The organism is Microbacterium sp. Bi128 (assembly GCF_918698205.1).
Genome location: NZ_CAKKMM010000019.1, coordinates 1 through 25,862 on the forward strand (window position 1 = coordinate 1; position 25,862 = coordinate 25,862).

Annotated in this window: 24 protein-coding genes and 2 pseudogenes; 12 read left to right on the forward strand and 14 right to left on the reverse strand. The window is 70.8% G+C overall.

The window, feature by feature from the left end; all coding sequences use genetic code 11:
* The 6 genes and pseudogenes from LQV45_RS03090 to LQV45_RS03115 form a co-directional block, all read right to left on the reverse strand.
* Positions 1 to 339: pseudogene (locus tag LQV45_RS03090) on the reverse strand (hypothetical protein); the annotation flags it as partial.
* Positions 336 to 944, reverse strand: coding sequence for a TetR family transcriptional regulator (locus LQV45_RS03095; protein ID WP_230005694.1), 609 nt, complete (start codon positions 942 to 944; stop codon positions 336 to 338). The pseudogene LQV45_RS03090 and the gene LQV45_RS03095, both read right to left, overlap by 4 nt.
* Positions 945 to 995: 51 nt before the next feature.
* A complete protein-coding gene (locus LQV45_RS03100; protein WP_230005695.1) occupies positions 996 to 2,102 on the reverse strand; it encodes a YihY/virulence factor BrkB family protein in 1,107 nt (368 codons plus the stop codon).
* Between the two features lie 87 nt (positions 2,103 to 2,189).
* Entirely contained in the window at positions 2,190 to 3,632 is a 1,443-nt protein-coding gene (argG, locus tag LQV45_RS03105; RefSeq protein WP_230005696.1) for an argininosuccinate synthase, read from the reverse strand.
* A 60-nt stretch (positions 3,633 to 3,692) separates the two neighbouring features.
* The gene (locus LQV45_RS03110; protein ID WP_230005697.1) at positions 3,693 to 4,379 is read right to left on the reverse strand and encodes a peptidylprolyl isomerase; all 687 of its coding nucleotides are present in this window, start codon (positions 4,377 to 4,379) and stop codon (positions 3,693 to 3,695) included.
* Between the two features lie 80 nt (positions 4,380 to 4,459).
* Entirely contained in the window at positions 4,460 to 5,152 is a 693-nt protein-coding gene (locus LQV45_RS03115; protein WP_230005698.1) for a Pr6Pr family membrane protein, read from the reverse strand.
* A gap of 119 nt (positions 5,153 to 5,271) precedes the next feature.
* Here LQV45_RS03115 and LQV45_RS03120 point away from each other — a divergent pair, with 119 nt between their 5' ends.
* Both LQV45_RS03120 and LQV45_RS03125 read left to right on the forward strand, forming a co-directional pair.
* Positions 5,272 to 6,558 carry an adenylosuccinate synthase gene (locus tag LQV45_RS03120; RefSeq protein WP_138174121.1) on the forward strand — a complete coding sequence of 429 codons (1,287 nt, stop codon included), beginning with the start codon at positions 5,272 to 5,274 and terminating at the stop codon, positions 6,556 to 6,558.
* A gap of 1 nt (position 6,559) precedes the next feature.
* The gene (locus LQV45_RS03125; RefSeq protein ID WP_230005699.1) at positions 6,560 to 7,759 is read left to right on the forward strand and encodes a beta-propeller fold lactonase family protein; all 1,200 of its coding nucleotides are present in this window, start codon (positions 6,560 to 6,562) and stop codon (positions 7,757 to 7,759) included.
* A gap of 45 nt (positions 7,760 to 7,804) precedes the next feature.
* On the opposite strand, the gene LQV45_RS03130 is transcribed toward LQV45_RS03125, so the two are convergent.
* The gene (locus tag LQV45_RS03130) at positions 7,805 to 8,929 is read right to left on the reverse strand and encodes an AI-2E family transporter (protein WP_230005700.1); all 1,125 of its coding nucleotides are present in this window, start codon (positions 8,927 to 8,929) and stop codon (positions 7,805 to 7,807) included.
* A 68-nt stretch (positions 8,930 to 8,997) separates the two neighbouring features.
* On the opposite strand from LQV45_RS03130, the gene LQV45_RS03135 reads away from it, so the two are divergent.
* From LQV45_RS03135 to LQV45_RS03150, 4 genes are all read left to right on the forward strand, one after another.
* Complete coding sequence (locus LQV45_RS03135; RefSeq protein WP_230005701.1) at positions 8,998 to 9,303, forward strand: chorismate mutase; 306 nt, start codon at positions 8,998 to 9,000, stop codon at positions 9,301 to 9,303.
* A gap of 325 nt (positions 9,304 to 9,628) precedes the next feature.
* Positions 9,629 to 10,951 carry a glycine betaine/L-proline ABC transporter ATP-binding protein gene (locus LQV45_RS03140; protein WP_374208133.1) on the forward strand — a complete coding sequence of 441 codons (1,323 nt, stop codon included), beginning with the start codon at positions 9,629 to 9,631 and terminating at the stop codon, positions 10,949 to 10,951.
* Positions 10,951 to 11,922: a proline/glycine betaine ABC transporter permease gene (locus LQV45_RS03145; protein WP_230005703.1), complete on the forward strand. Its 972-nt coding sequence runs from the start codon at positions 10,951 to 10,953 to the stop codon at positions 11,920 to 11,922. The genes LQV45_RS03140 and LQV45_RS03145 overlap by 1 nt, the downstream gene beginning before the upstream one ends.
* Before the next feature lie 57 nt (positions 11,923 to 11,979).
* Entirely contained in the window at positions 11,980 to 12,888 is a 909-nt protein-coding gene (locus tag LQV45_RS03150) for a glycine betaine ABC transporter substrate-binding protein (protein ID WP_230005704.1), read from the forward strand.
* A gap of 63 nt (positions 12,889 to 12,951) precedes the next feature.
* Here LQV45_RS03150 and LQV45_RS03155 read toward each other — a convergent pair whose 3' ends face one another.
* Positions 12,952 to 13,683: a YqjF family protein gene (locus LQV45_RS03155; protein ID WP_230005705.1), complete on the reverse strand. Its 732-nt coding sequence runs from the start codon at positions 13,681 to 13,683 to the stop codon at positions 12,952 to 12,954.
* 47 nt (positions 13,684 to 13,730) lie between these two features.
* On the opposite strand from LQV45_RS03155, the gene LQV45_RS03160 reads away from it, so the two are divergent.
* On the forward strand, positions 13,731 to 13,991 hold the full coding sequence (locus tag LQV45_RS03160) for a DUF3253 domain-containing protein (protein ID WP_230005706.1): 261 nt from the start codon (positions 13,731 to 13,733) through the stop codon (positions 13,989 to 13,991).
* 9 nt (positions 13,992 to 14,000) lie between these two features.
* Here LQV45_RS03160 and LQV45_RS03165 read toward each other — a convergent pair whose 3' ends face one another.
* Positions 14,001 to 14,729: a hypothetical protein gene (locus LQV45_RS03165; RefSeq protein WP_230005707.1), complete on the reverse strand. Its 729-nt coding sequence runs from the start codon at positions 14,727 to 14,729 to the stop codon at positions 14,001 to 14,003.
* Positions 14,730 to 14,738: 9 nt separating this feature from the next.
* The gene (locus tag LQV45_RS03170; protein ID WP_138174141.1) at positions 14,739 to 15,656 is read right to left on the reverse strand and encodes a hypothetical protein; all 918 of its coding nucleotides are present in this window, start codon (positions 15,654 to 15,656) and stop codon (positions 14,739 to 14,741) included.
* A 76-nt stretch (positions 15,657 to 15,732) separates the two neighbouring features.
* Here LQV45_RS03170 and LQV45_RS03175 point away from each other — a divergent pair, with 76 nt between their 5' ends.
* Positions 15,733 to 17,103, forward strand: a complete 1,371-nt coding sequence (locus LQV45_RS03175; protein WP_230005708.1) for a TrkH family potassium uptake protein — start codon at positions 15,733 to 15,735, stop codon at positions 17,101 to 17,103.
* A complete protein-coding gene (locus LQV45_RS03180) occupies positions 17,096 to 17,794 on the forward strand; it encodes a TrkA family potassium uptake protein (RefSeq protein WP_230005709.1) in 699 nt (232 codons plus the stop codon). The genes LQV45_RS03175 and LQV45_RS03180 overlap by 8 nt, the downstream gene beginning before the upstream one ends.
* Before the next feature lie 3 nt (positions 17,795 to 17,797).
* Here the strand turns inward: LQV45_RS03180 and LQV45_RS03185 are convergent, their stop codons facing one another.
* From LQV45_RS03185 to fdhD, 4 genes and pseudogenes are all read right to left on the reverse strand, one after another.
* Positions 17,798 to 17,935 carry a hypothetical protein gene (locus tag LQV45_RS03185; RefSeq protein WP_230005710.1) on the reverse strand — a complete coding sequence of 46 codons (138 nt, stop codon included), beginning with the start codon at positions 17,933 to 17,935 and terminating at the stop codon, positions 17,798 to 17,800.
* Positions 17,936 to 18,037: 102 nt separating this feature from the next.
* Positions 18,038 to 20,316 (reverse strand): annotated as a pseudogene (gene purL / locus LQV45_RS03190) (phosphoribosylformylglycinamidine synthase subunit PurL).
* Positions 20,317 to 20,493: 177 nt separating this feature from the next.
* Entirely contained in the window at positions 20,494 to 22,815 is a 2,322-nt protein-coding gene (locus tag LQV45_RS03195; RefSeq protein ID WP_230005715.1) for an FdhF/YdeP family oxidoreductase, read from the reverse strand.
* Between the two features lie 61 nt (positions 22,816 to 22,876).
* Complete coding sequence (gene fdhD, locus LQV45_RS03200) at positions 22,877 to 23,755, reverse strand: formate dehydrogenase accessory sulfurtransferase FdhD (RefSeq protein WP_230005711.1); 879 nt, start codon at positions 23,753 to 23,755, stop codon at positions 22,877 to 22,879.
* Positions 23,756 to 23,874: 119 nt separating this feature from the next.
* Here fdhD and LQV45_RS03205 point away from each other — a divergent pair, with 119 nt between their 5' ends.
* From LQV45_RS03205 to LQV45_RS03215, 3 genes are all read left to right on the forward strand, one after another.
* Entirely contained in the window at positions 23,875 to 24,474 is a 600-nt protein-coding gene (locus LQV45_RS03205; protein WP_230005712.1) for a hypothetical protein, read from the forward strand.
* 69 nt (positions 24,475 to 24,543) lie between these two features.
* Positions 24,544 to 25,284, forward strand: coding sequence for a YcnI family protein (locus tag LQV45_RS03210; RefSeq protein ID WP_230005713.1), 741 nt, complete (start codon positions 24,544 to 24,546; stop codon positions 25,282 to 25,284).
* Between the two features lie 2 nt (positions 25,285 to 25,286).
* Positions 25,287 to 25,862 (forward strand): copper resistance CopC family protein (locus LQV45_RS03215; protein WP_230005714.1); only part of this gene is annotated, 576 nt, incomplete at its 3' end.

The following is a 25,862-nucleotide window of genomic DNA, read 5'->3' on the forward strand; positions in this document are numbered from 1 at the left end:
CCACCGTTGCGCGGCGAAGGGGGTGGGCGCGTGCCCGGCGAACATGAGCTCCTCGGCCACGACGCCGGTGACCGTCACGTTCGGTTCCGGCTCGGAGACCGCGGGCGCGTCCACGAGCGCCACCCGGCGGCGGATGGCCCCCGCGTCGGCGCGTCCGTCGATCGTGACGGAGCCGGCGTCGATCTTCATGCGACCGGATGCCACGAGTCCGAGGACCGTCGGGCGCTGTTCGGTCTCGGCGACGGCGAGGGTCGCCCGCCCGGTCTCGTACGCGGTGGTGGTCTCCGGGAGGGCGCGCTGCGCGCGTCCCTTCGCGACGGCGTCCAGGACGATTCTCACTGCGCCTCCAGGTCGGGGTGCCGGGCCAGGAGGCCGCGGGCGTCGGTCCACGACAGGCCGGCGATGCCGAGCACCGCCGTGACGGCGATCGCGCGCGCGCTCGCCGACTCGGCGTCGACGCGCGCGATCACCATGCGGCCGGTCTCTTCGAGCAGCCTCGCGAGGGTCGGGGCCGGAAGGTCGGTGCGCAGCTCGCCCGCGGCCTGCCCGCGCCGCACGATCGCGTCGATGCGGCGGCGCAGCGGTGCCAGTGCGGCAGAGGTCTCGGGCAGATGCGCGTCGTCGAGGGCGAGGGCGGCGGCGGCCTGCACGTGTGCCGCTTCGCGCCACAGCTCGGAAGCGAGGCGGGCGAGAGCGAGGCGGGAGTCGGGGTCGTCGATGCGATCGGCGATCGCGTTGAAGCGCGCGGCGCCGGCGGCGATCACCTCGCGGACGATCGCGTTGCGGTCGTCGAAGTGGCCGTACAGGGCGCGGCGCGACAGGCCTGCGCGTGCCGCGATCGCCGCGATGGAGGCACGGGGATCATGGCCGATCGCTGCGGTGGCGGCGTCGACGATGCCGGCGCGGTTCTCGACGGCGTCGCGTCGACGTGCGGGAGTGCTCACGGGCGTCGAGTATACGCGTAAATTGCACGTACCTGTGCAAGTTAGTGCGACTCAGTGAGGTGACCCGGGTCGCAGCCGATCCCGCACGCGGCCGATCCACTTCTTGCCCCGCCGCACCCACGAGTCCGGGCGGGGAGGGAGAGGGCGGCCCTGACGGATGAGGGCGCCACGATGGACGGTGATGCTCTCGGCACGCTCGCGCGCGCGGATCGCCGTGTCGTCGCGCAGCGGCAGCTGGAGACGTTCCTCGGCGGGCATCCCCGCCTCCAGCTCGCGCCCACGCTCCACCTGCGCGTTGAACTCCGCGCCGATCAGCAGCGCGGTGTTGATGAGGAACAGCCAGATGAGGAAGACGGTCGCTCCGGCGAAAGCGCCGAAGGTCACGTTGTAGCGCGCGAAGTTGCCGACATAGAACCCGAAGCCCATCGACGCGGCGGCCATCACCACGAGTGCCAGTGCAGCGCCGAGGCCCAGCCACCGGAACCCGGGGAGGCGCACGTTCCCCGTGCCCTTGTAGAGGATCGCGATCACGACCGCGCCGGCCGCGGCGAAGACCGCCCAGCGCGCGACGTTCCAGATCGCGAGCGCCGTGTCGCCGATGCCGAGCCACGACCCCAGGTTGCGAAGCACCGGAGTGGATGCCATCACCACCGCGACCATGACCATCACCGCCACGAGCAGAACGACGGTGAGTCCCAATTGCAGCGGTTTCCGCTTCCAATACGGTCGCCCCTCCGCGACGCCGTAGATGCGGTTCACGTTCCGACCGAAGGCGCTGACGTAGATCGAGGACGACCACAACGCCACCGCGATGCTCGTGACGAGCGTGATGTCGGCACCGGTCGAACCCGAGACGCTCGTGAGGATCGTCTCGGCGGTGTCCGCGACCGCCCGCGGCGCCACCCCGTCGAACAGCGACAGCAGGCGTTCGCGCACCTCGGCGCTGTCGCTGACGATCCCGACCACGGCCATGATCGCCAGGCCCGCCGGGAAGATCGCCAGCACACTGAAGAAGGTCAGCGACGCGGCGGCGTCGAAACCGCGGTGGCCGACGAAATCGCCGGCCGTGCGGTGGAGCAGGTAACGCCAGGTCTGGGGCTGCAGGTGTGTCGGGGCCGTAGGTCCCTCGGCACCGTCGGACTCGGGTGTCGTGGACATGCGTGCCACCCTAGGCGTCGAGCCGCGGTCGTCGCCAATGTCTCGCCGGTCGGCTCGGCCCCCTCGGCCGCTCGCCCCGGACCGTCGTCAGTCGGTGCCGGACTCGAATGCGGCGGACTCGCCCGCGGCATCCGTCGCCTCGGCCAGGCGTTCGCCGGCCGCGTCCAACCGGGCGGCCGGCTCGATGATCTCGCGCGCACCGCCGGCGGCGACGTCGCCCACGAGCTCGCCGGTGGGGCCACCGATGAGTCCGAGGGCCGCGTACTGCTCCAGGCGCGCGCGGGAGTCGGCGATGTCGAGGTTGCGCATCGTGAGCTGGCCGATGCGGTCGACCGGGCCGAACGCGGCGTCGCCGACGCGCTCCATCGAGAGCTTCTCGGGCGAGTAGGACATCCCGGATGCCTTGGTGTCGAGGATCGTGTAGTCCTCACCGCGCCGCAGACGAACCGTGACCGAGCCCGTGATGGTCGACCCGACCCACTTCTGGATCGACTCGCGCAGCATGAGCGACTGCGGCTCGAGCCAGCGGCCCTCGTACATGAGGCGACCGAGGCGGCGACCCTGCTCGTGGTACGTCGCCAGGGTGTCTTCGTTCAGGATGCTGTTCACGAGGCGCTCGTACGTGAGGAACAGCAGCGCCATGCCGGGCGCCTCATAGATGCCGCGCGACTTCGCCTCGATGATGCGGTTCTCGATCTGGTCGCTCATGCCGAGGCCGTGGCGGCCGCCGATCGTGTTGGCCTCGCGGACCAGCGCGACGGGGTCGTCGAAACGCGTGCCGTTGATCGCGACCGGGCGCCCGGCCTCGAACTCGACGGTGACGTCCTCGGTCTCGATCTCGACCGCCGGGTCCCAGAAGCGCACGCCCATGATGGGCTCCACGATCTCGAGCGACACGTCGAGGTGCTCGAGCGTCTTGGCCTCGTGCGTGGCGCCCCAGATGTTGGCATCCGTCGAGTACGCCTTCTCGGCGCTGTCGCGGTAGGGGAAGTCGTGGGCGACGAGCCACTCGCTCATCTCTTTGCGCCCGCCGAGCTCGGTGACGAAGTCGGCGTCGAGCCACGGCTTGTAGATGCGCAGCGCGGGGTTGGCGAGCAGGCCGTAGCGGTAGAACCGCTCGATGTCGTTGCCCTTGTAGGTGGAGCCGTCGCCCCAGATGTCGACGCCGTCCTCTTTCATCGCGCGCACGAGCAGCGTGCCGGTGACGGCGCGGCCCAGCGGCGTGGTGTTGAAGTACGTGCGGCCGCCCGACCGGATGTGGAACGCGCCGCAGGCGAGGGCGACGAAGCCCTCTTCGACGAGAGCGGTCTTGCAATCCACGAGGCGCGAGATCTCGGCGCCGTACTGCGTCGCGCGGCCCGGGATCGAGGCGATGTCGTCCTCGTCGTACTGCCCGAGGTCGCCGGTGTAGGTGCAGGGCACGGCGCCCTTGTCGCGCATCCACGCGACGGCCACCGAGGTGTCGAGACCACCCGAGAAGGCGATGCCGACGCGCTCGCCGACGGGAAGGGACTGCAGGACCTTGGACATGCGCTCGATTCTATTCGGGACGGATGCCGCGCCTCGAAACGCGGGGGAGGGCCGGGGTGTTCAGCCGACGGTGACGCCCGTGATCGCGACCGCGGTCGCGGGAGGGCCGTCGGCACCTCCGCCGGCGACGCCGGCCGCGCCGATCTTCTTCACGACGTCGAGGCCCTCGGGGGACAGCTGACCGAACACCGTGTAGTCCGGCGGCAGCGGCGAGTCGGCGTACACGAGGAAGAACTGGGATCCGTTGGTGTCGGGACCCGCGTTGGCCATCGCGACCGTGCCCGCCGGGTACTTCTCGCTGCCGTCCACCTCGTCCGTGAAGGAGTAGCCGGGTCCGCCGCGGCCGGTGCCCGAGGGATCGCCGCACTGCAGCACGAAGATGCCCTGGGTGGTGAGGCGGTGGCAGTCGGTTCCGGTGAAGTACCCCTGGTCCGCGAGCGAGACGAAGCTCTCGACCGTGCACGGGGTGCGGTCCCCGGTGAGCGTCATCGGCACGGCTCCGGCCGAGGTCTCGAGCGTGACGGTGACGGCGCCGGACGTCGTCTCGCCGGCGGGCGGGGGCGTGACGTCGCGGGCGGCCTGCCCCTGCGCACGGTAGGCGCACGCGCCCGAGGCGGCGGCTGCGGAGGCCGGGGAGGAGGCGCTCGGCGAATCCGGCGATGCCGGGGCCGGAGCACTCCCCGCACAGCCGGCGAGAACGAGGAGGGCGGAGGCGATCAGGGCGGCGGGGAACAGGCGCGCATGCACATCGACCACGGTAGCGGCCGCGGGGCGTTCCGGTTGCCGCGCGTTCCCGGGGCCGGGCGTCCCGCGGCGTCGACTCCGCGTCAGGAACTCCGGATGCCGCGCCGCCGGCCGATCGCGACGGCGCCCACGGCGACCACGACGATTGTGACCGCGATGCCGATGATGTAGCCGATGACGCTGCCCCAGCTGCTGTCGTACGGGTTCAGGAACGGGTACGGATACCAGTACGGCTGACCGGTGGTGGGGTTGGTGACGAGATTCGCGCGCAGCAGCGTGTAGACGATCCAGGCGATCGGGAAGATCGCCGCGCCGAGCGCCGCTTTCCACGGCAGGCGTCGCCGACACGGACCCAGGAACAGGTCGAGCAGGAGGAAGATCGGCCCCCACACGTGCATGACCTCGTTCGACCACCCGACCGTCTCGGGCTGCAGCGGGAGGCCGCGCAACAGCAGGTTGTAGACCACACCCGTGATCACCATGTACGTCGAGACCCACGCCAGCGCTGCGGCGAGAGGGAGCGGATCGTGTTCGAGCCGACGCCGACGCGCGAGGAAGCGGATGCCCGCCCATGCCAGCACGGCGACGCTCGCGGTGTTGGAGAGGATCGTGAAGAAGCTGAAGAAGTTGGCGATCGTCGTCGGCACGTCGCGGTCGGCGGCAGCGGCGCCGGCGACCGTGGAGACGAACTGGGCGACGATGGCGGCGGCGATGAGCGTCGCCATGGCCAGACGCAGCGCGGTCCAGCCGGTGGCCCAGGTGTGGGAACGGAGCATGCGCTCAGGGTAGTGACCTCGCGCGGACGCGGGGCGGGGTTGTGCACAACCCCGGGAGGGCGTGTCAAGCACGCTCGATAGGATGGGGTGTACCGCCGGATAACACGCGAGGAGCGCACATGCCCGGAATCGTGATCGTCGGCGTCCAGTGGGGCGACGAAGGCAAGGGCAAGGCCACCGACTTGCTCGGTGAGCGCACCGACTGGGTGGTGAAGTTCAACGGCGGCAACAACGCCGGACACACCGTCGTCATCGGCGACGAGAAGTACGCGCTGCACCTGCTGCCCAGCGGCATCCTCTCGCCCGGCGTCACCCCCGTCATCGGCAACGGCGTCGTGGTCGACCTCGAGGTGCTCTTCAACGAGCTCGAGGCCCTCAACGCCCGGGGCCTCGACACGAGCCGGCTGAAGATCAGCGCCAACGCGCACATCATCACGCAGTACCACCGCACGCTCGACAAGGTCACCGAGCGCTTCCTCGGCAAGCGCATGATCGGTACCACCGGCCGCGGCATCGGCCCTGCTTACGCCGACAAGATCAACCGCGTCGGCATCCGGGTACAAGACCTCTTCGACGAGAACATCCTGCGGCAGAAGGTCGAGGGCGCTCTCGACCAGAAGAACCACCTCCTCGTCAAGGTCTTCAACCGCCGGTCGATCACGGTCGACGAGGTCGTCGAAGACCTGCTCTCGTACGCCGAGCGCGTCCGGCCGATGGTCAGCGACATCTCCCTCCTGCTCAACGACGCCCTCGACCAAGGCGATGTCGTCGTCTTCGAGGGCGGCCAGGCCACGATGCTCGACGTCGACCACGGCACCTACCCGTTCGTCACGTCGTCCTCGGCGACCGCCGGTGGCGCGTCCACGGGCTCCGGTGTCGGCCCCAACCGCCTCGACCGGATCGTCGGCATCGTGAAGGCCTACACGACGCGCGTCGGCTCGGGTCCGTTCCCCACCGAGCTCTTCGACGAGAGCGGCGACTGGCTGCGCTCCCGGGGCTTCGAGTTCGGCACCACGACCGGTCGCCCGCGTCGCGTCGGCTGGTACGACGCGCCCATCACGCGCTACGCGACCCGCATCAACGGCATCACCGACCTCGTGCTGACCAAGCTCGACATCCTCGGAGGCCTCGAGCAGATCCCCGTGTGCGTCGCGTACGACGTCGACGGCGAGCGGTTCGACGACCTGCCGGTCAACCAGACCGACTTCCACCACGCGAAGCCGATCTACGAGTACCTGCCCGGGTGGAGCGAAGACATCTCCACGGCGCGCACCTTCGACGAGCTTCCGAAGACGGCGCAGGAGTACGTCCTGGCCCTCGAAGAGATGAGCGGCACGCGCATCTCGGTCATCGGTGTCGGTCCCGCGCGCGACCAGGTCATCGTCCGCCACGACCTCATCGACTGACGTGCGCTTCTGGGTCGGCGCCTACGCCTCCGACGCGGGTTCCGCCGAGGGCATCGGCATCCTGCAGGCCGGCGACGCCGACTCGGCGTGGGCCTCGGGGCCGCTGGGCATGGTCGGCACCGCGGTCGCGGCCCCGGGGTCGCCGTCGTGGGTGGCGGAGCACCCGCAGCACGACGTTCTCTACGCGGCGCTCGAGTCCGACGGCACGGTGCAGGCCTACCGCCGCACGGGCGAGACGCGGCTCGTTCCGTTCGGGGCCCCCGTGGCGGCCGGCGCCGCGGTGTGCCACGTCGCCGTCGCGCCCGACGCGTCCTTCCTCGTCGCGAGCTGCTGGAGCGACGGGCGCGTGGTCCGCATCGCTCTGGATGCCGCGGGCCGCCCGGCAGCGCCGGTAATCGCGGCCGCGGCGACCGATCCGTACGACCCCGCTCCCGACGGATCGGTCGTCGAGACCGGTGCCCGAGTCTCGGGTGCCGTCGTCCCCGACCTCGCCGCCGCCGCGCGGGCGCTGCGAGAGGCCGCGGGCGACGAGTTCGGTCACCTCGTCCCGGCCTACGACGACGCCCCCGAGACCGACGCCGAGTCCGAAGAGGCCGCCGCCGGCGCGCGGGTGTCCCGCACGCACGAGACGATCTTCCTCCCCGGCGGTCTCCTCGCCACCACCGACATGGGCCTCGACCTCGTCCGCTTCTGGCGCGCGACCGCCACGGGCCTGCGTCTCGTTCAAGAGGTCGCCCTGCCGAAGGGGAGCGGCCCCCGCCACGGGGTCTGGCATCCGTCGGGTCATCTCTACGTCGTGACCGAGCTCAGCCGCGAGGTCTTCGTGCTGGCCCCGGATGCCGAGACCCGCTGGCGGGTCGTCTCGGGGCAGCCGCTCCTCGGCACCCTCGACGGCGACACCGCGGCCGAACTGTGCACGAGCCGCGACGCGTCGACGCTCTACGCCGGCGTGCGCGGCAGCGACACGATCGGCGTCCTGGCGGTGCGCGGAGCGGGCGAGAGCCTGCAGCTCACGGCTCTGGCCGAGGCCGGCACGCACTGGCCGCGCCACCACGTCGTCGTGAGCGACACCCTGCTGGTGGCCGGGCAGCTGGCCGACGAGATCGTGTCGCTCCCGCTCGACCCCCGCACGGGAGTGCCGGGCCGCGTGCGTCACCGCACGGCATCCCCGTCCCCGACGCGCCTGCTCCCGATGCGCTGAGGCCCGTCACGCTGAGAGCCGTCCCACTGAGGGCGGTCGCGACCGCTACTTCTTGGCATCCTGTCGCGGGATGATGATCTGCTTGAGGATGAGCAGCAGCGACGCGGTCACGGGAATCGCGACGAGGGCGCCGAGCAGGCCCAGGAGCGTTCCACCGACGAGCGCGCCGATGACCACGAGCGATCCGGGGACCGAGATGGTCCGGCTCATGACGCGCGGCGTGAGGACGTATGCCTCCAGCTGCATGTACACGAGGTAGGTGATCGCGAAGATGAGTCCGGCGGTCGGGTCCATGATCAGGGTGAACACCGTCGCCGTGCCCCAGAACAGCACGGAGCCGACGAGCGGGATGAGCGTGATCCCGAACGCCAGGGCCGCGAGCAGGGCCGCGAACGGCTGCCCGACGATCGTGAGCAGGATGAAGGCGAACACCGCGTTGATCAGCGCGAGGACGACCATGCCCGAGAGGTAGCCACCGACCGAGTCGGTGATCTGCCCGGTCATCTTCGAAACCGTCTCGCGGTTGCGGGCCGGGCTCAGACGCACGAGCGAGTTCTTCATCGTCGGCAGCGATGCCAGGAAGTACAGGCTCAGCACCAGCACGATGATCGCCCCGGAGATGCCGGTGGCGATCGTGACGCCCACCTGGAGCAGACCACCGCCGATCGCGGTGAGGTTGGACGGGTTGGTGAAGAACTTCTGCACCTCGTTGATGATCTCGCCGACGCTGTCGCTGAGATTCGCCTCGATCCAGAGCACGAAGTCGCTCGTGCGCAGGTCGGAGACGAAGGACGGGACGTCTCTGACGAACTGCTCGACCTGACGCACGACGGGCGGGATCAGCAGCCACAGGGCGCCGATGAGGACGATCGCGAGACCGCCGAAGACGATGACGATGGCCCACGCGCGCGACAAGCCCCGCCGCACGAGCATCCGGACCAGGGGGTCGAGCGCCAGCGCGAGGAAGAGGGCGATCGCGATGTAGATCAGGACCGTGGACAGGTTGCTCAGCGCGAGCGCCAGCAGGATCGCCGTCAGCCCGCCGAGGGTGAGGAAGAACCCCGCCGCATACGGGCGCGCGATCGCCGACCATACGGGCCGATCCCGGGAGGTGACCTCGCCGGCGTCGGCGCCGGCGGCGGAGGGATCGGGGCGCGTGGATCGGCTCATGGTCACACTGTAGGGCGTGCTCTCGCGCGGGTGTGGGTGCGCGATAGGGTCGGGAGCCGGGAGGACCCATGACCGACGCCGATCCGACGACGATCCTGCAGGGCTTGCGCGGCAGCATCGACAACATCGACGCCGCGCTCATCTTCTTGCTCGCCGAGCGTTTCCGCTGCACGAAGCAAGTGGGCGTGCTCAAGGCGCAGCACGGGATGCCGGCATCCGACCCTTCTCGCGAGGAGCAGCAGATCGCGCGATTGAAGCGTCTGGCGGCCGAAGCCGACCTCGATCCCGAGTTCGCCGAGAAGTGGTTCAACTTCGTCGTCGCCGAGGTCATCCGCCACCACCGCTCCGCGGCCGCCGGCACGGCGGGCGACTGACGGAACGCTCCGCGACACGCCCGGGCCGTCTTCGCGACCGGTGCGGCCAGAGCCCCGTCGAAGGACTTTGATACGCGCCCGCGCGTGCCACGCGTCGTCGGCGATCGCAAGCCGAGGGCCGATTTGCCAGGCGATCCATCACCGTGAAACGTTGGGGGAGGCCCGAAATGGGCCGCCCACCCGACCAGTCCGCGGTCGTCGGTGCCGGCTCGGGGGAGTCGCGCCGCGAGCGTACGGTCGGCGGCCTGGACCCGGATCAGACATCCGCGGTCGACGCGCTCACCCCCGCACGAGCGCCGGACGGGCTGCCACCCGGGCGTGACCGATGCGGCCACCCGAGGCCGCCCAGGTGCACACAGTGACCCACCCGCATGCCATCGCGGCGAAGAACCTCTTCAAGGTCTTCGGCCGCGCCCCTCAGACCGCGGTCGACAAGCTCCGCGCGGGAACCCCGCGCGACCAGCTCGGCGACGCCGGAACGGCCGCCGTCATCGATGCGAGTTTCGACGTCGAACCCGGCGAGATCTTCGTCATCATGGGACTCTCCGGTTCCGGTAAGTCCACCATCATCCGCATGCTCAACGGCTTGCACGACGTCACGGCCGGATCGGTTGAGGTGCAGGGCGACCCCCTCACCGGCGTCAGCCCGTCGCGGTTGCGCAGCCTCCGTCGCGAGCGCATCGCGATGGTGTTCCAGCACTTCGCTCTGCTCCCGCACCGCACGGTGGCCGCGAACGTCGCCTACCCGCTCGAGATCCGCGGCGTCGGAAAGGCCGAGCGCCTGGCCAAGGCGAACGAGATCCTCGCTCTCGTGGGTCTGGACGGATGGGGCGACAAACTCCCCTCGGCCCTCTCCGGCGGCATGCAGCAGCGCGTCGGCATCGCCCGCGCTCTCGCCGCCGACACCGACATCCTGCTCATGGACGAGGCCTTCAGCGCGCTCGATCCGCTGATCCGTCGCGAGATGCAGGAGCAGCTGCTGGAGCTCCAGCGGACGCTGAAGAAGACGATCGTCTTCATCACCCACGACCTCAACGAGGCGATGTTCCTCGGCGACCGCATCGCCGTCATGCGGGACGGCCGGATCGTCCAGATCGGGACCCCCGAAGACATCCTCACCGACCCCGCCAACGACTACGTCGAGCAGTTCGTGCAGGACGTCGACCGCGCCCGCGTCCTCACCGCGGCCAACGTCATGGAGCGTCCCCGTCCTCGAGTGGATGCCACGGCGGGCCCGCGCACCGCCCTGCGGCAGATGCGCGACGCCTACATGTCGGCCGTGTACGTCACCGATCGCGACCGCCGGCCCCTCGGCATCATCACCGACCGGGATGCCATGAAGCTCGTGATCGCGGGAGAGAACTCGCTCCACAGCAAGCTCAAGCCGATGCCGCAGACCGTCCGCGAGGACGACGTCCTGATGAACCTGTTCGTCCCCTCGGTCGAGTCGCCCCTCCCGCTCGCGGTCCTCGACACCGAGGGACGCCTCAGCGGCGTCATCCCGCGCGTCACGCTGCTCGCGGCGCTCGGCCCCGGCCCCACCGCCACCGAGGAGATCACCGTGTTCCCCCAGCCCATGCCGTCCGCCGAGATCGACGCGGTGCTCGCCGGCGAAGCCGTGGCATCCGAGAACGAGGGGGTGCGCTGATGGACGGTTTCCGCATCCCGATCGGGTCGTGGGTCGCCGCCGGTGTGGACTGGATCCGCGACAACCTCTCCGGTCTCCTCGACTTCATCGCCGTCGTCGTCCGCTTCCTCGTCGGAGGGCTGAGCGACGTCCTGCTGGCCGCCCCGATCGTCGTCGTGATCGTCGTCGCGGCGCTCCTCGCCTGGCTCGTGAAGTCGTGGAAGCTGGCTCTCGGCACCGCGATCGGCTTCGCCCTCATCCTCGGGATGGGCCAGTGGGTCACCGCCATGCAGACCCTCGCGCTCGTGCTCGTCGCGACCGTGGTCGCCGTGGCGATCTCGGTCCCGCTCGGCATCTGGTCGGCGCGCAACGCGACCGTCCGGGCGATCCTCAAGCCCGTCCTGGACCTCATGCAGACGATGCCGGCGTTCGTCTACCTGATCCCGGCGATCACGTTCTTCAGCATCGGCGTCGTCCCCGGTGTCGTCTCGACGGTCATCTTCGCGCTGCCCCCCGGGGTGCGACTGACCGAGCTCGGCATCCGCGGGGTCGACTCCGAGACCGTCGAGGCCGGACATGCCTTCGGCGCCACGCCCGCGCAGATCCTCCGCGGCATCCAGCTGCCCCTCGCGATGCCCACGATCATGGCGGGCATCAACCAGGTCATCATGTTGGCGCTGTCGATGGCGGTCGTGGCCGGGATCGTGGGCGCCGACGGTCTCGGCAAGGAGGTCGTGCAGTCGATCTCCACCCTGAACCTGCCCAAGGGCGTCGAGGCCGGACTCAGCGTCGTCATCCTCGCCGTCTACCTCGACCGCCTTACCGCCGCGCTCGGCAGCCCCGCGGAGCAGACCTCGTCGCTGCGGGGAATGCTCGGTCGCCGGCGGGCCGGGTCGTCCACCGTCCCCGCGAAGGCCTCCGCGGCCACCGCGACCGAGGCGGAGCGCGAGAAGGCGTCCCCGCGCCGCGCGCCGATCTCCACCGGCGCCTGAGCGCACGGTATCCCGCACCATCCATACGAAACGCACGAGAGATACGGAAACAGTCACATGACGAACAAGCGACACCTCACCACGACCCTGGCGCTCGGCGCCGTCACCGCATTGGCACTCGCCGGTTGCGCGAGCGGCAACCAGGCCGCCGGCGGCTCCGGTGGAGGGGACGACAAGGGCACGATCACCCTCGGCTTCCTCCCCTCCTGGACCGACGGCCTGAGCACCGCGTACCTGCTCGAGGACCAGCTCGAGAAGCTCGGCTACACGGTCCAGATGCAGACCCTCACCGAGGCCGGCCCGCTGTACACCGGGCTCGCCCAGGGCGACGTCGACATCTACCCCTCGGCATGGCCCGAGCTCACGCACAAGTCGTACATGGACGAGTACGGCGACAACATCGAGGACCTCGGCGCGTACTACGACAACGCCAAGCTCACGATCGCCGTGCCCAGCTACGTCGACATCGACTCGATCGACCAGCTGAAGGACAACGCCGCGCGCTTCGACGGCCGCATCTACGGCATCGAGCCGGGCGCGGGTCTGACCAAGCAGACGCAGGAGAGCATGCTCCCCGGCTACGGCCTGGACGGCGACTTCGAGCTCGTGACCTCGTCGACCGCGGCGATGCTCACCGAGCTCGACAACGCCATCGCGGCGCAGAAGGACATCGTCGTGACGCTGTGGCGTCCGTTCTGGGCCAACGACGCGTACGACGTGAAGGACCTCGAGGACCCCCAGGGTCTGATGGGCGAGCCCGAGAAGCTCCACTTCCTCGGCACGGCCGGCTTCGCGGAGACCTACCCGGATGCCGCCGAGCTCATCGCCGGCATCCAGCTCGACGACGCGCAGTACGGCGCTCTCGAGGACCTCGTCGTCAATGAGTACGGTGAGGGCCGCGAGGCCGAGGCCGTCGACGCGTGGCTCGAGCAGAACCCCGAGGCGTTCTCGACGCAGCGCAGCTGACGTCCCGTCTCTTCGAAGGCCCCTTCCGCCCGACGGCGGAGGGGGCCTTCGCGTGGGCGGCGGTCAACCGATCCCGCGCGCGGCGCTGAAGCGGGTGCGGAATCCGGGGTGATCGGCCGGCATCGCCAGCACCGAGTCGGGCGCGCGCCGGGCGAGCTGCGGGAAACCGGAGTCCGCGACGAGCCCGTCGTCGAGCGCCTCGAGCTCGGCCGTGACGAGCGGCCACGGCTCGTGCGTGTTGGCCGCCCAGATCGTGCGGCCGAGGTGCCGCTCGTGGAATCCCCACCGGGCGGTGAGGAACCGCGACAGCGCGGTGTCGACGGGATCGGTGCCCAACCGGGCCCGGATGCGGGTTCCCGGATGCCGTCCGCCGTGGCGGCGCGACCGGTACTCGATGAGCGCGCCGTCGGTCCGCACTCCGGCCCGGGCCCAACGGTAGGGGAGGCCGAAGAGCGCGCGGGCCGCGAGCACGGGGGCCAGGTGCTCGGCCTCGAGCGTGCGGAAGACGACCCCGCGCCGTCCGGCGTCGTCCACGGCGTACGTGCGCACGTTGATCTCGGTGAAGGTCCCGACCAGCGGCACGGGCGGGAGGGGCAGGAACCGGAACTCGCTCAGCACGAACGGCACGAGCCCCACCCACGCCGAACCGTCGTGCACGTCGGGTCGTGTGCCCGGTGGCAGGAGCGGCGCCACGTCGGCCGGGTCGACGCGCCAGTGCACGAACACGGCGCGGTTCCAGCGCTGCTCGATGACGGCGCGGCCGGGGAGGGCGGGGGAGTGGCGTTCGAGGGTCACGGGGGGATTCTCGCCCCGGCGCCCGTGCGCGGAGGGAGACTGGACACATGCCCTCGTCGTCTGCTGCGGATCCCCGGCTCGTGGCATCCATCCGCTCCCTCTTGGCGGCGCGGGCCGAGGGGGCGACGATCTGCCCGTCCGAGGCGGCTCGTGCCGTGGGCGGAGACGAGTGGCGCGACCTCATGCAGCCGGCACGGGATGCCGCGCGCGCCCTCGTCGAGGAGGGTGAGGTCGAGGTGACCCAGCGCGGCGAGGTCGTCGACGTGACGACGGCCCGCGGCCCCGTGCGGATCCGCCGCGCGCGCTGAGGCGGCGAGTCAGACGGCGGGCTCGGGTGGCGTTCCGGAGGCCGAGCGCGGCAGCTCGAGCGCGACCTTCTTCTCGAGTTCCTCGACGGCTTCGTCGCTCAGCCAGATGAGGCCGTCGAGCTCCTGCCGCACGCGGCGGTACGCGACCTGCCGTTCATTCGGCGTGGCCGCCTGATCGACGGCGACGCCGAGCAGCTGCTGCGCGGTATCGAGGCGTTTGCGCTCGTCGGCAGTGAACGCGGCGGCCTTGACGCGTCGTGCGTCGCGCTCGGCGACCTCGAACGCGACCTCGTAGTCGGTCACGGCGTCGCGGTACTCCTTCGCCCGCTCCGGCGAGGAGGTCTCTCCCGGTGCCGGGCGCAGGGTGTCGGCAACCTTCTTGGCCCGCAGGAACGCGGCGGTCAGCGGCTGCCGCCCGTCGCTCATCGCGGGGTACGAGATGAGCTTGGACACGTCGAGCTCGTAGTCCAACCAGCGGTGGGTGACGTCGTCGTGGCGTGCCTGCACGCGCGAGAGGTCGTCGGAGACGGGAGTCGGCGCGGCCGCGGCCAGCGGGGCGGAAGCGGATGCCGAGAGGCCGCCGTTCTGCGCGCGCATGAGCTCGAGCTGCTCGCGGTGACGGCGGCGGGCCGAGAGTTCCCGTTGCTTGTTCACCGTGCCGATGGCGCCCATCGTCATGCCGAACAGCGGGAAGACGAGCCACCAGTAGTTCCCGGCGAACTCCGCGATTTCGTTCACGCCGCCACGCTACGCGTCCGGGTCGTTTTTGCGCGCGCGCTTCGCGTGACGGTCGTTCCACGACCGGGCCGCCGCCCGGCCCATGTTCTCCATCGACCAGGTGAGCGCGCGCTGCGCCGTCTCGGCCCAGTCCGAGGCCACACGCCCCCAGGCGTCGGTGCCGTCCGCGTCGGGGCGGTCGTCGCGACCACGGCGGGCGGCGCGCTCGGCGCGCTCGAAGGCGTGACCGAGCTGACGGACGGCGTCGCGGTAGGCGAGGAAATCGGCCGGCTCCAGACGGGAGTCGACCGCGGTGGGGCGCAGCCACTGGGCCCGCTCCTGCGCGCGCAGGAAGTCGGCCAGGAGGGGCGAGCGCGAGTCGCTCATCGCCGGGAAGTCGATCGCGAGGGCCGGGTCGGTCTCGTACGCCATCCACCGCACGAGGATCGTGTCGTGCTCGTGGAACAGCCGAGCCACGGGCAAGGGGGCGCTGCCCGAGCGGATCGCGGGGAGCATCGCCTTAGCGGCCTTGACCCCGGCCCGGCGGGCACGCACCTCCGCGGCGGCGGCCCGCAGCTCGCGCTGCGCGGCGGTGAGTCGGGAGCGCGCGGCTGCGACGGCGTCGGACGACACCCGGGATGCCGCGCGCTCGGCCTGGGCGCGGACGACCTCCGCGTCGGCGACCTTCACTTCGGCGCGGCCCCGGGTCACGGCGTGACGGGCGGTCTGCAGGTCGAGGAGGGCGGCATCCAGCTCGAGGCGTCGGGCCGCGGTCTTGCTCAACGGCCGATTCGCCCACGTCCGTGCGGCGCGATCCGAGGTCGAGGCCCCGGCCGGGAGGGCGCGCTGCCGCGAGCGGCGCACACCGATCCAGCCGACGGTGCCGGCACCGGCCGCAGCGGGGCCGATCCACCACCACTCGGCGATCAGCGCCACGAGCGGTTCCACGTCTCCATGCTACGTCCGCGGCCCGCGAGCGCGCCGGGAGAGCGGGACGGGGGCGGGGATGTGAGATCGTTTCGGAGTGAGACACCGTCGACGAGCGCTGCGGGAGCGCGACGGCATCCGGGGTTCCTTTCGCCTCACCCCCGGTCGTGCGATCGTGCTCGCTTTTGGAACGATGCTCGCCGCGGGCACCGCGCTCCTCAGCCTGCCGATCGCGACGCAGGGACGCGCGGCCACGTTCCTCGAAGCGCTCTTCACCGCGACGAGCGCGCTGTGCGTCACGGGCCACATCATCGTCGACACCCCCACGTTCTGGACGCCGTTCGGTCAGACGGTGATCATGGTGCTCATCCAGATCGGCGGCTTCGGAGTGATGTCTCTCGCCACCCTCGCGGGACTGCTCGTGGCGCGACGACTGGGGCTGCGCACGCGGCTCACCGCGGTCAGCGAGACGCACACCGTCGCCATCGGCGACGTCCGGCGCGTGCTGGTGGGCGTCGCCCTCATCACCCTCGTCACCGAGGCGATCGTGGCCGTTCTTCTGGCGGGACGATTCTGGATCGGCTACGGCGAACCGTTCGGGCGCGCGGTCTGGCTGGGGGTGTTCCACTCCGTGTCGTCGTTCAACAACGCGGGATTCGCGCTGTTCAGCAACAACCTGATGTCCTTCGCCACCGACCCGTGGATCTGCCTCCCCATCTGCGCGGCGATCATCCTGGGCGGGCTCGGTTTCCCGGTCCTCATGGAGCTCGGTCGCCGATTCCGTTTCCCCCGGCGCTGGACGCTGAACACCGTGACCGTCGTGGCCGGTACGGTCACGCTCCTCGTCTTCGGCGCCGTCGCGCTCACCGCGCTCGAGTGGTCCAACCCCGCGACGCTCGGCCCGATGGACCCGGCAGGCCGATTGCTCGCGGGGTTCACGATGTCGGTCATGCCGCGCACCGCGGGCTTCAACACGATCGACATCGCGGGGATGCAGCCGGAGAGCTGGCTGATCACCGACATCCTGATGTTCATCGGCGGGGGGCCGGCCGGCACCGCGGGCGGCGTCAAGATCACGACGTTCGCCGTGCTGCTGTTCATCATCGTCGCCGAGCTGCGCGGGGACACCGCGGTCAACATGTTCGGCAAGCGTCTGCCGCGCTCGACCCACCGCGAGGCCCTGACCGTCGCCCTCCTCTCGGTCGCCCTCGTGGTCACCTCGACCCTCGCGATCATGCTGATCAGCCCGTACGGCTTCGACCGCGTGTTCTTCGAGGTCATCTCCGCCTTCGCCACCGTCGGTCTCTCCACGGGGATCACCGCCGACCTCCCCGCGGCGGGGCAGCTCATCCTCATCGCCTTGATGTTCATCGGCCGACTCGGCCCCGTCCTGCTCGGCGCCGCACTGGCATTGACGCGGGAGAAGCGCATGTACGAATTCCCGAAGGAGCGTCCGATCATTGGATAACCCAGCCCCCTTCTTCAGCCGTCGCCGTTCCCGAGGGAACGCCGCATCGGCCATCGCGGTCATCGGCCTCGGACGATTCGGCGGCGCCCTCGCGACCGAGCTCGCCCGCTCGGGCAGCGAGGTCCTCGGCATCGACGCCGACGAGGACACCGTGCAGTCGCTCAACGGGGTGCTCACCCACGTCGTGCGCGCCGACTCCACCCGCCAGGTCGCGCTGGAACAGCTCGGCGTCGTCGAGTTCGACCGCGTCGTGGTCGGGATCGGGTCGGACATCCAAGCCAGCATCCTCACGACGTCGCTGCTGAAGCGCATGGGCGTGCGGTCGATCTGGGCGAAGGCGATCAGTGAACAGCACGGGCTCATCCTCGAGCAGCTCGGCATCGAGCACGTCGTGTACCCCGAGGCCGACATGGGGCGTCGGATCGCGCACCTCGTCCGCGGGGCGATGCTCGATTACGTCGAGTTCGACAAGGACCTCGTCGTCGCCAAGACGGTCGCTCCCCAGGAGATGGTCGGGATGACGCTGGAGCAGGCGGCCGTGCGCCGCCGCCACGGCGTGACCATCGTGAAGATCAAGGGAGCGGACGGCGAATGGCGTCCCGCCGGAGCCGGATCGGTCGTGTCGGCCGGGGACCTGCTCATCGTCATCGGCCCCATCGAGCGGACGGAGCGCTTCGCCGCCCTGGTCTGAGGGTCAGCCGAAGATCAGCGAGCGCACGGTCGCGCCGCCGCCGGTGAGCACGAGCGCGGCGATCACCACCCAGGCGGTGATCTTGACGCGGCGCTGACGTCGCTCGTCGAACCCGGCCATGTCGTCGTCGTGGTCGGTCATCGCGCGACTCCTTTCGTGCCGCGGTGCTCCGCGGGGGTCATCAGGTTCTCGTACGGCGGTGCGCCGCGGCTGCCCGGCACCGTGGGGCCGGGCCCGCGGGTGTCAGGCGACGGGCTCGGCGACCGTCGGGCCGAACACGGCCGGCAGCGTCTCGGTCGACAGGCGGCGCAGCTCGGACACCGGGACGGTGAAGACGTCCTGGATCTCGAGCGTGGCCTCGGTGCCCGGCTCCACGTCGGTGACGCCGATGCGCAGGACCGGGTAGTCTCGCTGAACAGGGCGGCCGTGGCATCCACGCCGTCGCGCTCCATGAGCTCGGTGATCCAGACGCGGGCGCCGACGCCGAAGCGCATGACGCCCTCGGCGAGGGCCTGCGCGAGACCGCCGGACGACAGGTCGTGCGCGCTCGAGACGAGCGACTGGGACCCCGCGGCCTGCAGGAGCTCGGCGAGCTTGCGCTCCTGCGCCAGGTCGACCTTGGGCGGACGGCCGCCGAGGTGGTCGTGGATCGTCCCGGCCCACTGCGAACCGTCGAGCTCGTCGGCGGTGACGCCCAGCAGGTAGAGGTTCTCGCCGGCATCCTGCCAGCCGCTCGGGATGCGCGCGGCGACGTCGTCGATGATGCCCATGACACCCACGACGGGGGTCGGGTGGATCGGCTGGTCGCCGGTCTGGTTGTAGAACGAGACGTTGCCGCCCGTGACCGGGATGCCGAGCTCGAGGCATCCATCGGAGAGACCCTCGACGGCCTGGCTGAACTGCCACATGACCTCGGGGTTCTCGGGGCTGCCGAAGTTCAGGCAGTCGGTGACCGCGGTGGGCACAGCGCCGGTGACGGCGACGTTGCGGTACGCCTCGGCGAGGGCGAGCTTCGCTCCGTTGTAGGGGTCGAGCTGGCAGTAGCGGCCGTTGCAGTCGGTGGCGATCGCGAAGCCGAGCCCGCTCTCTTCGTCGACGCGGATCATGCCGGCGTCGTCGGGGAAGCTCAGGGCCGTGTTGCCGAGCACGTAGTAGTCGTACTGGTTGGTGATCCACGACGTGTCGGCGAGGTTCGGGCTCGCGACGAGGGTGGTGAACTGGTCGCGGAGCGCGTCGTTGTCGGCGGCGCGGGGGAGCTTCGCGGCCGAGTCCGCGTTGAGCGCGTCGATCCAGGTCGGGTAGGCGACCGGTCGCTCGTAGACGGGGCCGTCGACCGCGACGGTCGAGGGGTCGACATCGACGATGCGCTCGCCGTACCAGTCGATGACGAGGCGGCCGTCGCCGGTGACCTCGCCGAGGACGCTCGTCTCGACGTCCCACTTGCCGACGACGGCGAGGAACGCGTCGAGCTTCTCGGGAGCCACGATCGCCATCATGCGTTCCTGGCTCTCGCTCATGAGGATCTCTTCGGGCGTGAGCGACGGGTCGCGCAGCAGCACCTTCGACAGCTCGACCTTCATGCCGCTGTTGCCGTTCGCGGCCAGCTCGCTCGTGGCGCACGAGATGCCCGCGGCCCCGAGGTCCTGGATGGCCTCGACGAGGTCGTCGCGGTACAGCTCGAGGCAGCACTCGATGAGCACCTTCTCGGCGAACGGGTCGCCCACCTGCACCGCGGGACGCTTGGTGGGTCCGCCGTCGGCGAAGGTGTCGGATGCCAGGATGCTGGCGCCGCCGATGCCGTCGCCGCCCGTGCGGGCACCGAACAGCACGACCTTGTTGCCCGCGCCGGAGGCGTTGGCGAGCTTGAGGTCTTCGTGACGGAGGACGCCGACCGCGAGGGCGTTCACGAGCGGGTTGCCCTGGTAGACGGCGTCGAACACCGTCTCGCCGCCGATGTTCGGCAGGCCCAGGCAGTTGCCGTAGAACGAGATGCCGCTGGTGACGCCGTGGACGACGCGCGGGGTGTCGGGGTGGTCGATCGCGCCGAAGCGCAGCTGGTCCATAACGGCGACCGGGCGCGCGCCCATCGAGATGATGTCGCGCACGATGCCGCCGACGCCGGTCGCGGCGCCCTGGAACGGCTCGATGTAGCTGGGGTGGTTGTGCGACTCGACCTTGAAGGTGACCGCCCAGCCGTCGCCCACGTCGACGACGCCGGCGTTCTGGCCCATGCCGACCATGAGGCGGGTCTTCATCTCGTCGCTGACCTTCTGGCCGAACTGGCGCAGGTAGATCTTGCTCGACTTGTAGGAGCAGTGCTCGCTCCACATGACCGAGTACATCGCCAGCTCACCGCTCGTGGGGCGGCGGCCCAGGATCTCGCGGATCTGGGCGTACTCGTCGTCCTTGAGGCCGAGGGCGCCGTACGGCTGGTCCTTCTCGGGAGTGGCGATCGCGTTCTCGACCGTGTCGGCCAGGGCCGTGCGGTGGGCGGGTGCGGCGGATTCGGGTGAGTGGGTCACGCGGCTGAGCTCCAAGAATCGCGGGGGCCGGACGGAGTCAGTCTAGTTGGGCGGGTGATCCCGGGTCGCCGCGGGGCCTGGCCCCGGGTCCGCACCCTCAGTGATGTGCACAACCTCAGCCACGCCGCGGGACATCGGGCTGACCTTGTGCGAATCGCTGAGGTTGTGCTCCGGCCGCTAGGCGGTCTTCGCCACCCGGACGCGCAGGCTCTTCATCAGCGGCTGGTCGCTCTGGCGGCTGTAGTCGTCGGGGCCGAGGAGCACGTTCATCTCGGGGAAGTACCCGGCGGCGCTGCCGCGCGGGGTGTCGTACTGCAGCGCGCGGAACGCCGTGACGCTGCGCACCGACCCGTCGCGCGAGGTCGCGACGATGTCGACGAGGTCGCCCTCGGCGATGCCGCGTTCCCGCATGTCTTTCCGGTTCATGAAGATGAGCTCGCGGATGTTGCGGACGCCGCGGTACCGATCGTCGGCGGAGTAGATCGTGGTGTTCCACTGGTCGTGCGAGCGCATGGTCTGCAGCACCAGCACGTCGGAGTCGGCGGGGATGACGTCGGGCAGTTCAGCGGTCGAGAACTCGGCCTTGCCCGAGGGCGTGCGGAAGTCGCGCTCGCGCGCCGGCTGCGGGATGCGGAAGCCCCAGTGCTGGCGCACGAGCTCGTTGAAGCCCTCGAAGCCGGGCAGCACCTTGGCCATGGTGTCGCGGATGCGGTCGTAGTCGGCGACGTACCACTCCCACGGGGTCTGCGAGTCGGGCATCGCCGCCCGCGCGATGCGGGCGATGATCGCGGGCTCGCTGAGCAGGTGCGGAGACGCGGGCTTGCGCGACCCGAGCGAGAGCATCACGGAACTCATGGCATCCTCGGTCGAGATCGACTGGGGTCCCGCCTCTTGCTCGTCGCGCTCGGTGCGGCCGAGGCACGGGAGGATCAGCGCCTCTTTTCCGTGGGTGAGGTGGCTGCGGTTGAGCTTCGTGCTGACGTGCACGGTGAGGTCGCAGCGGCTCATGCCCTCGGCGGTGAGCGCGGTGTCGGGAGCAGCGCGCACGAAGTTGCCGCCCATGCCGACGAACACCTTCAGGTCGCCACGGTGCAGCGCCGCGACGGTGTGCACGGTGTCGAGTCCGGGATCGCGGGGCGAACGGATGCCGCACACCTCGTCGAGCTTCGCGAGCCACGCCTCCGTGGGCTTGTGGTTGATCCCGCACGTGCGGTTGCCCTGCACGTTGCTGTGGCCGCGCACGGGAGAGGGGCCGGTGCCCAGGCGCCCGACGTTGCCGCGCAGGAGCAGCAGGTTGACGATCTCGCGGACGGTGTCGACGCCGTGCTCGTGCTGGCTGACGCCGAGGCACCAGCTGATCACGGTGCGGTCGGCGGCGAGGTAGATGCCGGCGGCGGCGCGGATCTCGGTCTCGGTGAGGCCCGACTGGGTGACGAGGTCGTCCCACGCGGTGGCCTCGACGAGCGCGCGGTACTCGTCGAACCCGTGCGTGTAGCCCTCGACGAACGCGCGGTCGAGCACCGAGGGATCGGTCTCGGCGGCCTCGAACACGACCTTGGCCATGCCGCGCACGAGCGCGAGGTCGCCCCCGGGCCGCACCTGCAGGTTCATGGTGCTCGTGGGGTGGTCGGTGAACGTCGCCATGTCGAGGATCTCGTGCGGCACGATCGTGCGGGTGGCCGCTACCTCACGGAGCGGGTTCACGTGCACGACCTGGGCGCCGCGCTCGACCGCCTCGGCGAGGCTCGTGAGCATGCGCGGGGCGTTCGAGGCGGCGTTGACGCCCAGCACGAACAGGGCGTCGCAGTTCTGCCAGTCCTCGAGGTCGGCGGTGCCCTTGGGCGTGGCGAGGGATGCCGTGAGCCCGCGGCCCGAGCCCTCGTGGCACATGTTCGAGCAGTCGGGGAGGTTGTTCGTGCCGAGCTCGCGCGCGAACAGCTGGTACAGGAACGAGGCCTCATTACTCAGGCGTCCGGAGGTGTAGAACGCGGCCTGATCGGGGCTGTCGAGGCCCTGGAGGTGCTGCCCGATGAGGCGGAACGCGTCGTTCCACGAGATCGGCACGTAGTGGTCGGTCGCGGCGTCGTACGCCATCGGGCCCACCAGGCGCCCGGCATCCTCGAGGGCGAAGTCGGTCCATTCCGCGAGCTCGGCGACGGAGTGCTCGGCGAAGAACTCCTTGCCCACGCGCTTGTGGGTCATCTCCCACGTGACGTGCTTGATGCCGTTCTCGCAGATGTCGAGGGCGACGCCCTTGTCGTCGGGCCACGCGCACCCGGGGCAGTCGAAACCGCTCTTGGGGTGGTTCATCGTGAACATCGCCTTGGTGCCGGCGACCGGCTGACGCTGCTCGAACAGCACCTTGCCGACCGTCAGGGCGGCGCCCCACCCCGCGGCGGGGTGCGTGTACTCGCCGGTGCTCGACCAGTCGCCCGAGACGGCGGGGCCGAGGCCCCCCTGGCGCGGTGCGTCTTTCATCAGCCCGAACGCGTCACCCATGCTCACCCTCCGATGATCTCGGCGCCGAGTCGATGGCATCCATACTCCGAGCGCCCTCGGGTCAGCGTACGCCTGACGCCTCGACGCGCGAGGGGGTTGTGGAGGGAACGACGATGCGATCCGTCCGGGTGTACAGGTTCATGCTGCCGCCCCGGACGAATCCGGCCACGGTGAGCCCGGCGCGCTCGCCGAGCTCGACCGCGAGCGACGAGGGGGCCGAGACGGCGGAGAGGATCGGGATGCCGGCCATCACGGCCTTCTGCACGAGCTCGAAGCTCACGCGACCCGAGACCTGCAGCACGGTTCCGCGCAGCGGCAGTCGATCGTTCAGCACCGCCCAACCGACCACTTTGTCGACGGCGTTGTGGCGCCCCACGTCTTCGCGCACGACGAGCATCTCGCCGGAAGCGACGTCGAACAGGGCGGCGGCGTGCAGCCCCCCGGTCTTCTCGAACACTTTCTGCCCCTCGCGGAGCCGGTCCGGCAGCGCCGCGAGATCTTCGGCCGAGACGCGGATGCCGTCCTCCGACACGTCGTACGACGACACCTTCTCCACCGCCTCGATGGATGCCGTTCCGCACACGCCGCACGAACTGGTCGTGTAGAAGTTGCGCGCGATATCGGGCGAGGGGAGCGCCACCCCGGGCGCGAGCGTGAGATCGAGGACGTTGTAGGTGTTGCCGTCGGCGCCGCCCGTCCCCGGTCCTCCGCAGTGGATGGCGCGCGCGAACTGGTCGCCGCGGTGGATCACGCCCTCGGACACCAGGAACCCGGCGGCGAGCTCGACGTCGTGGCCGGGCGTGCGCATCGTCACCGACAGCGGCGCCCCCGCGACACGGATCTCGAGCGGCTCCTCGACGGCGACGGCATCCGCCCGCTGGCGGTTCACGCCGTCGAGCGTGATGCGGGTGACGCGCCGCGCGGCGGTGAGGCGGCCCACGTCAGAACCGTCGCTGCGAGGTGGGGGACATGCGTCGAGCGTACGCCCGGGTCACCGGGCGGGGCCCGTGTCGTACGCATGTGGTGGAATGGCAGCGAACGGGACGCCGGAGGAGGAGCATGTCAGCGAGAGCGGGACGCGCCCGCCGCGCCGCGCGCGGTGTCTCCGCCGCCGTGCTCGCGACCTTCGTCGCGACCCTCTCGCACTCCGTCGCCGCCGGTGACCTACCCGCCGTGCTGAACGTCGTGCTCGCCGTCAGCCTCGCCGCGCCCCTGTGTATCGCCCTCGTCGGGCGCACCGTGTCGTGGGTCCGGCTCACGGCCGCCATCGCGACGAGCCAACTGCTGTTCCACTCCCTGCTGGCCCTCGATCTGAGCGGGACGGGTGTGCCGGTGGGCGCCTCGCACCACGGCGGCGCCGTCGCGCTCACCGAGGCCGCGGCATCCGGGCACTCGCACATGCTCACGGGCACCGAGTCGCCGTGGATGTGGGCCGCGCACGCGCTCGCCGCGGCGGTCACCGTCGTGGCGCTCGGCTCGGGGGAACGCGCACTGCGCACCGTTGCGGGGCTGCTGGCCGACACGTTCCGGGCTCTGGTCCCGGTGCGGGAGTCGCGCCCGGCCGCGGCGCCGCGCCTGCGGCCCGAGACACCGCTGCTCACGGCCTCGATGACCGTGCTTTCCGGGATGAGGCACCGGGGTCCGCCGCTCGCGGCCTGACTCCGACTCTCCTCACCCTTCGCGCCTCGGCGTGCCTTCACGCCTGCGCACTTTCAGAAAGCAGCATCCATGTCCCGTAAGACTCTGCGCGCCCTCGTGGGCGCCACCGCCGGCCTCGCGCTCGCGATCGGCGTTCCCCTGGCGGCGTCCGCCCACGTCACCGTCAACCCCAACACCGCGACTCCGGGCACGTACGCCACGGTCAACTTCCGTGTGCCCACCGAGTCCGCAACCGCCTCCACGGTCAAGGTCGAAGTGACCCTGCCCACCGACACCCCCTTCACGGCCGTCCTCGTGCAGCCCGTGCCCGGGTGGACCGCGACCGTCGAGAAGGGGGCGTTGCCGGCCCCCGTCGAGGTGGACGGCAACACCATCAGTGACGGCCCGCTGAAGATCGTCTGGCAGGCCGACCCCGGCGTGGGCATCGGTCAGGACCAGTTCCAGATGTTCTCGGCCGTGCTCGGGCCCGTGCCCGACACCGGTCACGTCGTCCTCCCCGCCGTGCAGACGTACTCCGACGGCGACGTTGTGAACTGGGCCGCGACGCCCGACGAGGTCGCCGCGGACGACACCCTCGAACCGGCACCGGTGCTGTACATCACCGACACTCCGCCGGCCTCCGGTCACGGAGCCGGTCACAGCACCGCCACGCCGGCGCCTTCGGACGACCACGGCGCGGCCGAGGCCTCGACGACGACCGACGGCTCGGCCGGCGCAGCCCTGGGTCTCAGCATCGCGGCGCTCGTGATCGGCATCGGCGGGGCCGTGCTCGGCGCCCTCGCCTTCGCCCGCCGTCCGAAGAAGGCCTGACCGTGGGTGCGCCCACGGGGGCTGCGCGTCGGGTCCGCGGACGCGGTGCGGTCGCCGCCCTGATCGTCGCCGCCGCCGTGGGCGCGTTCGGCGGGGCTCAGGCCGCGTCCGCGCACGACAGCCTCGTCTCGTCGACGCCGTCGGCGGACGAGACCGTGTCCACGGCATCCGGGGTGGAGCTGACTTTCAGCGCCAACCTCCTCGGCGCGGACGGCGGCAACGAGGTCATCGTCGTCGGCCCCGACTCCCGCCACTACGAGACGGACTGCACGGCGCTCGCCGGTCCGACGCTGACCACCCCGGTCCAGCTCGGCCCCGCGGGCGAGTACCAGGTGACCTGGCGGGCGGTCTCGTCCGACGGGCATCCGGTTTCGGGCACGTACGCGTTCGCCTACGCCCCCGCCGCGGGTGCGCCGGCCGCCCCGGGAGTGGAGACCTCGCCGTGCGCGAAGGTCGCCGCCGACCAGGCGGCGCCGGCGACGGATGCCACGGCCCCCGCGTCCGGCCCGTCCGGGCTCGCGATCGGCCTGGCCGTCGGAGGCGTCGCGGTGATCGCGGTCGGTGTCGTGGTGTTCCTG

Excerpts from the sequence above, each read along its gene's own strand:
- LQV45_RS03100 (WP_230005695.1), bottom strand. The coding sequence starts at position 2,102 with ATGTCCACGACACCCGAGTCCGACGGTGCCGAGGGACCTACGGCCCCG.
- argG (WP_230005696.1), bottom strand. The coding sequence starts at position 3,632 with ATGTCCAAGGTCCTGCAGTCCCTTCCCGTCGGCGAGCGCGTCGGCATC.
- LQV45_RS03115 (WP_230005698.1), bottom strand. The coding sequence starts at position 5,152 with ATGCTCCGTTCCCACACCTGGGCCACCGGCTGGACCGCGCTGCGTCTG.
- LQV45_RS03120 (WP_138174121.1), top strand. The coding sequence starts at position 5,272 with ATGCCCGGAATCGTGATCGTCGGCGTCCAGTGGGGCGACGAAGGCAAG.
- LQV45_RS03130 (WP_230005700.1), bottom strand. The coding sequence starts at position 8,929 with ATGAGCCGATCCACGCGCCCCGATCCCTCCGCCGCCGGCGCCGACGCC.
- LQV45_RS03135 (WP_230005701.1), top strand. The coding sequence starts at position 8,998 with ATGACCGACGCCGATCCGACGACGATCCTGCAGGGCTTGCGCGGCAGC.
- LQV45_RS03140 (WP_374208133.1), top strand. The coding sequence starts at position 9,629 with ATGCGGCCACCCGAGGCCGCCCAGGTGCACACAGTGACCCACCCGCAT.
- LQV45_RS03145 (WP_230005703.1), top strand. The coding sequence starts at position 10,951 with ATGGACGGTTTCCGCATCCCGATCGGGTCGTGGGTCGCCGCCGGTGTG.
- LQV45_RS03150 (WP_230005704.1), top strand. The coding sequence starts at position 11,980 with ATGACGAACAAGCGACACCTCACCACGACCCTGGCGCTCGGCGCCGTC.
- LQV45_RS03160 (WP_230005706.1), top strand. The coding sequence starts at position 13,731 with ATGCCCTCGTCGTCTGCTGCGGATCCCCGGCTCGTGGCATCCATCCGC.
- LQV45_RS03185 (WP_230005710.1), bottom strand. The coding sequence starts at position 17,935 with ATGACCGACCACGACGACGACATGGCCGGGTTCGACGAGCGACGTCAG.
- LQV45_RS03195 (WP_230005715.1), bottom strand. The coding sequence starts at position 22,815 with ATGGGTGACGCGTTCGGGCTGATGAAAGACGCACCGCGCCAGGGGGGC.
- LQV45_RS03205 (WP_230005712.1), top strand. The coding sequence starts at position 23,875 with ATGTCAGCGAGAGCGGGACGCGCCCGCCGCGCCGCGCGCGGTGTCTCC.
- LQV45_RS03210 (WP_230005713.1), top strand. The coding sequence starts at position 24,544 with ATGTCCCGTAAGACTCTGCGCGCCCTCGTGGGCGCCACCGCCGGCCTC.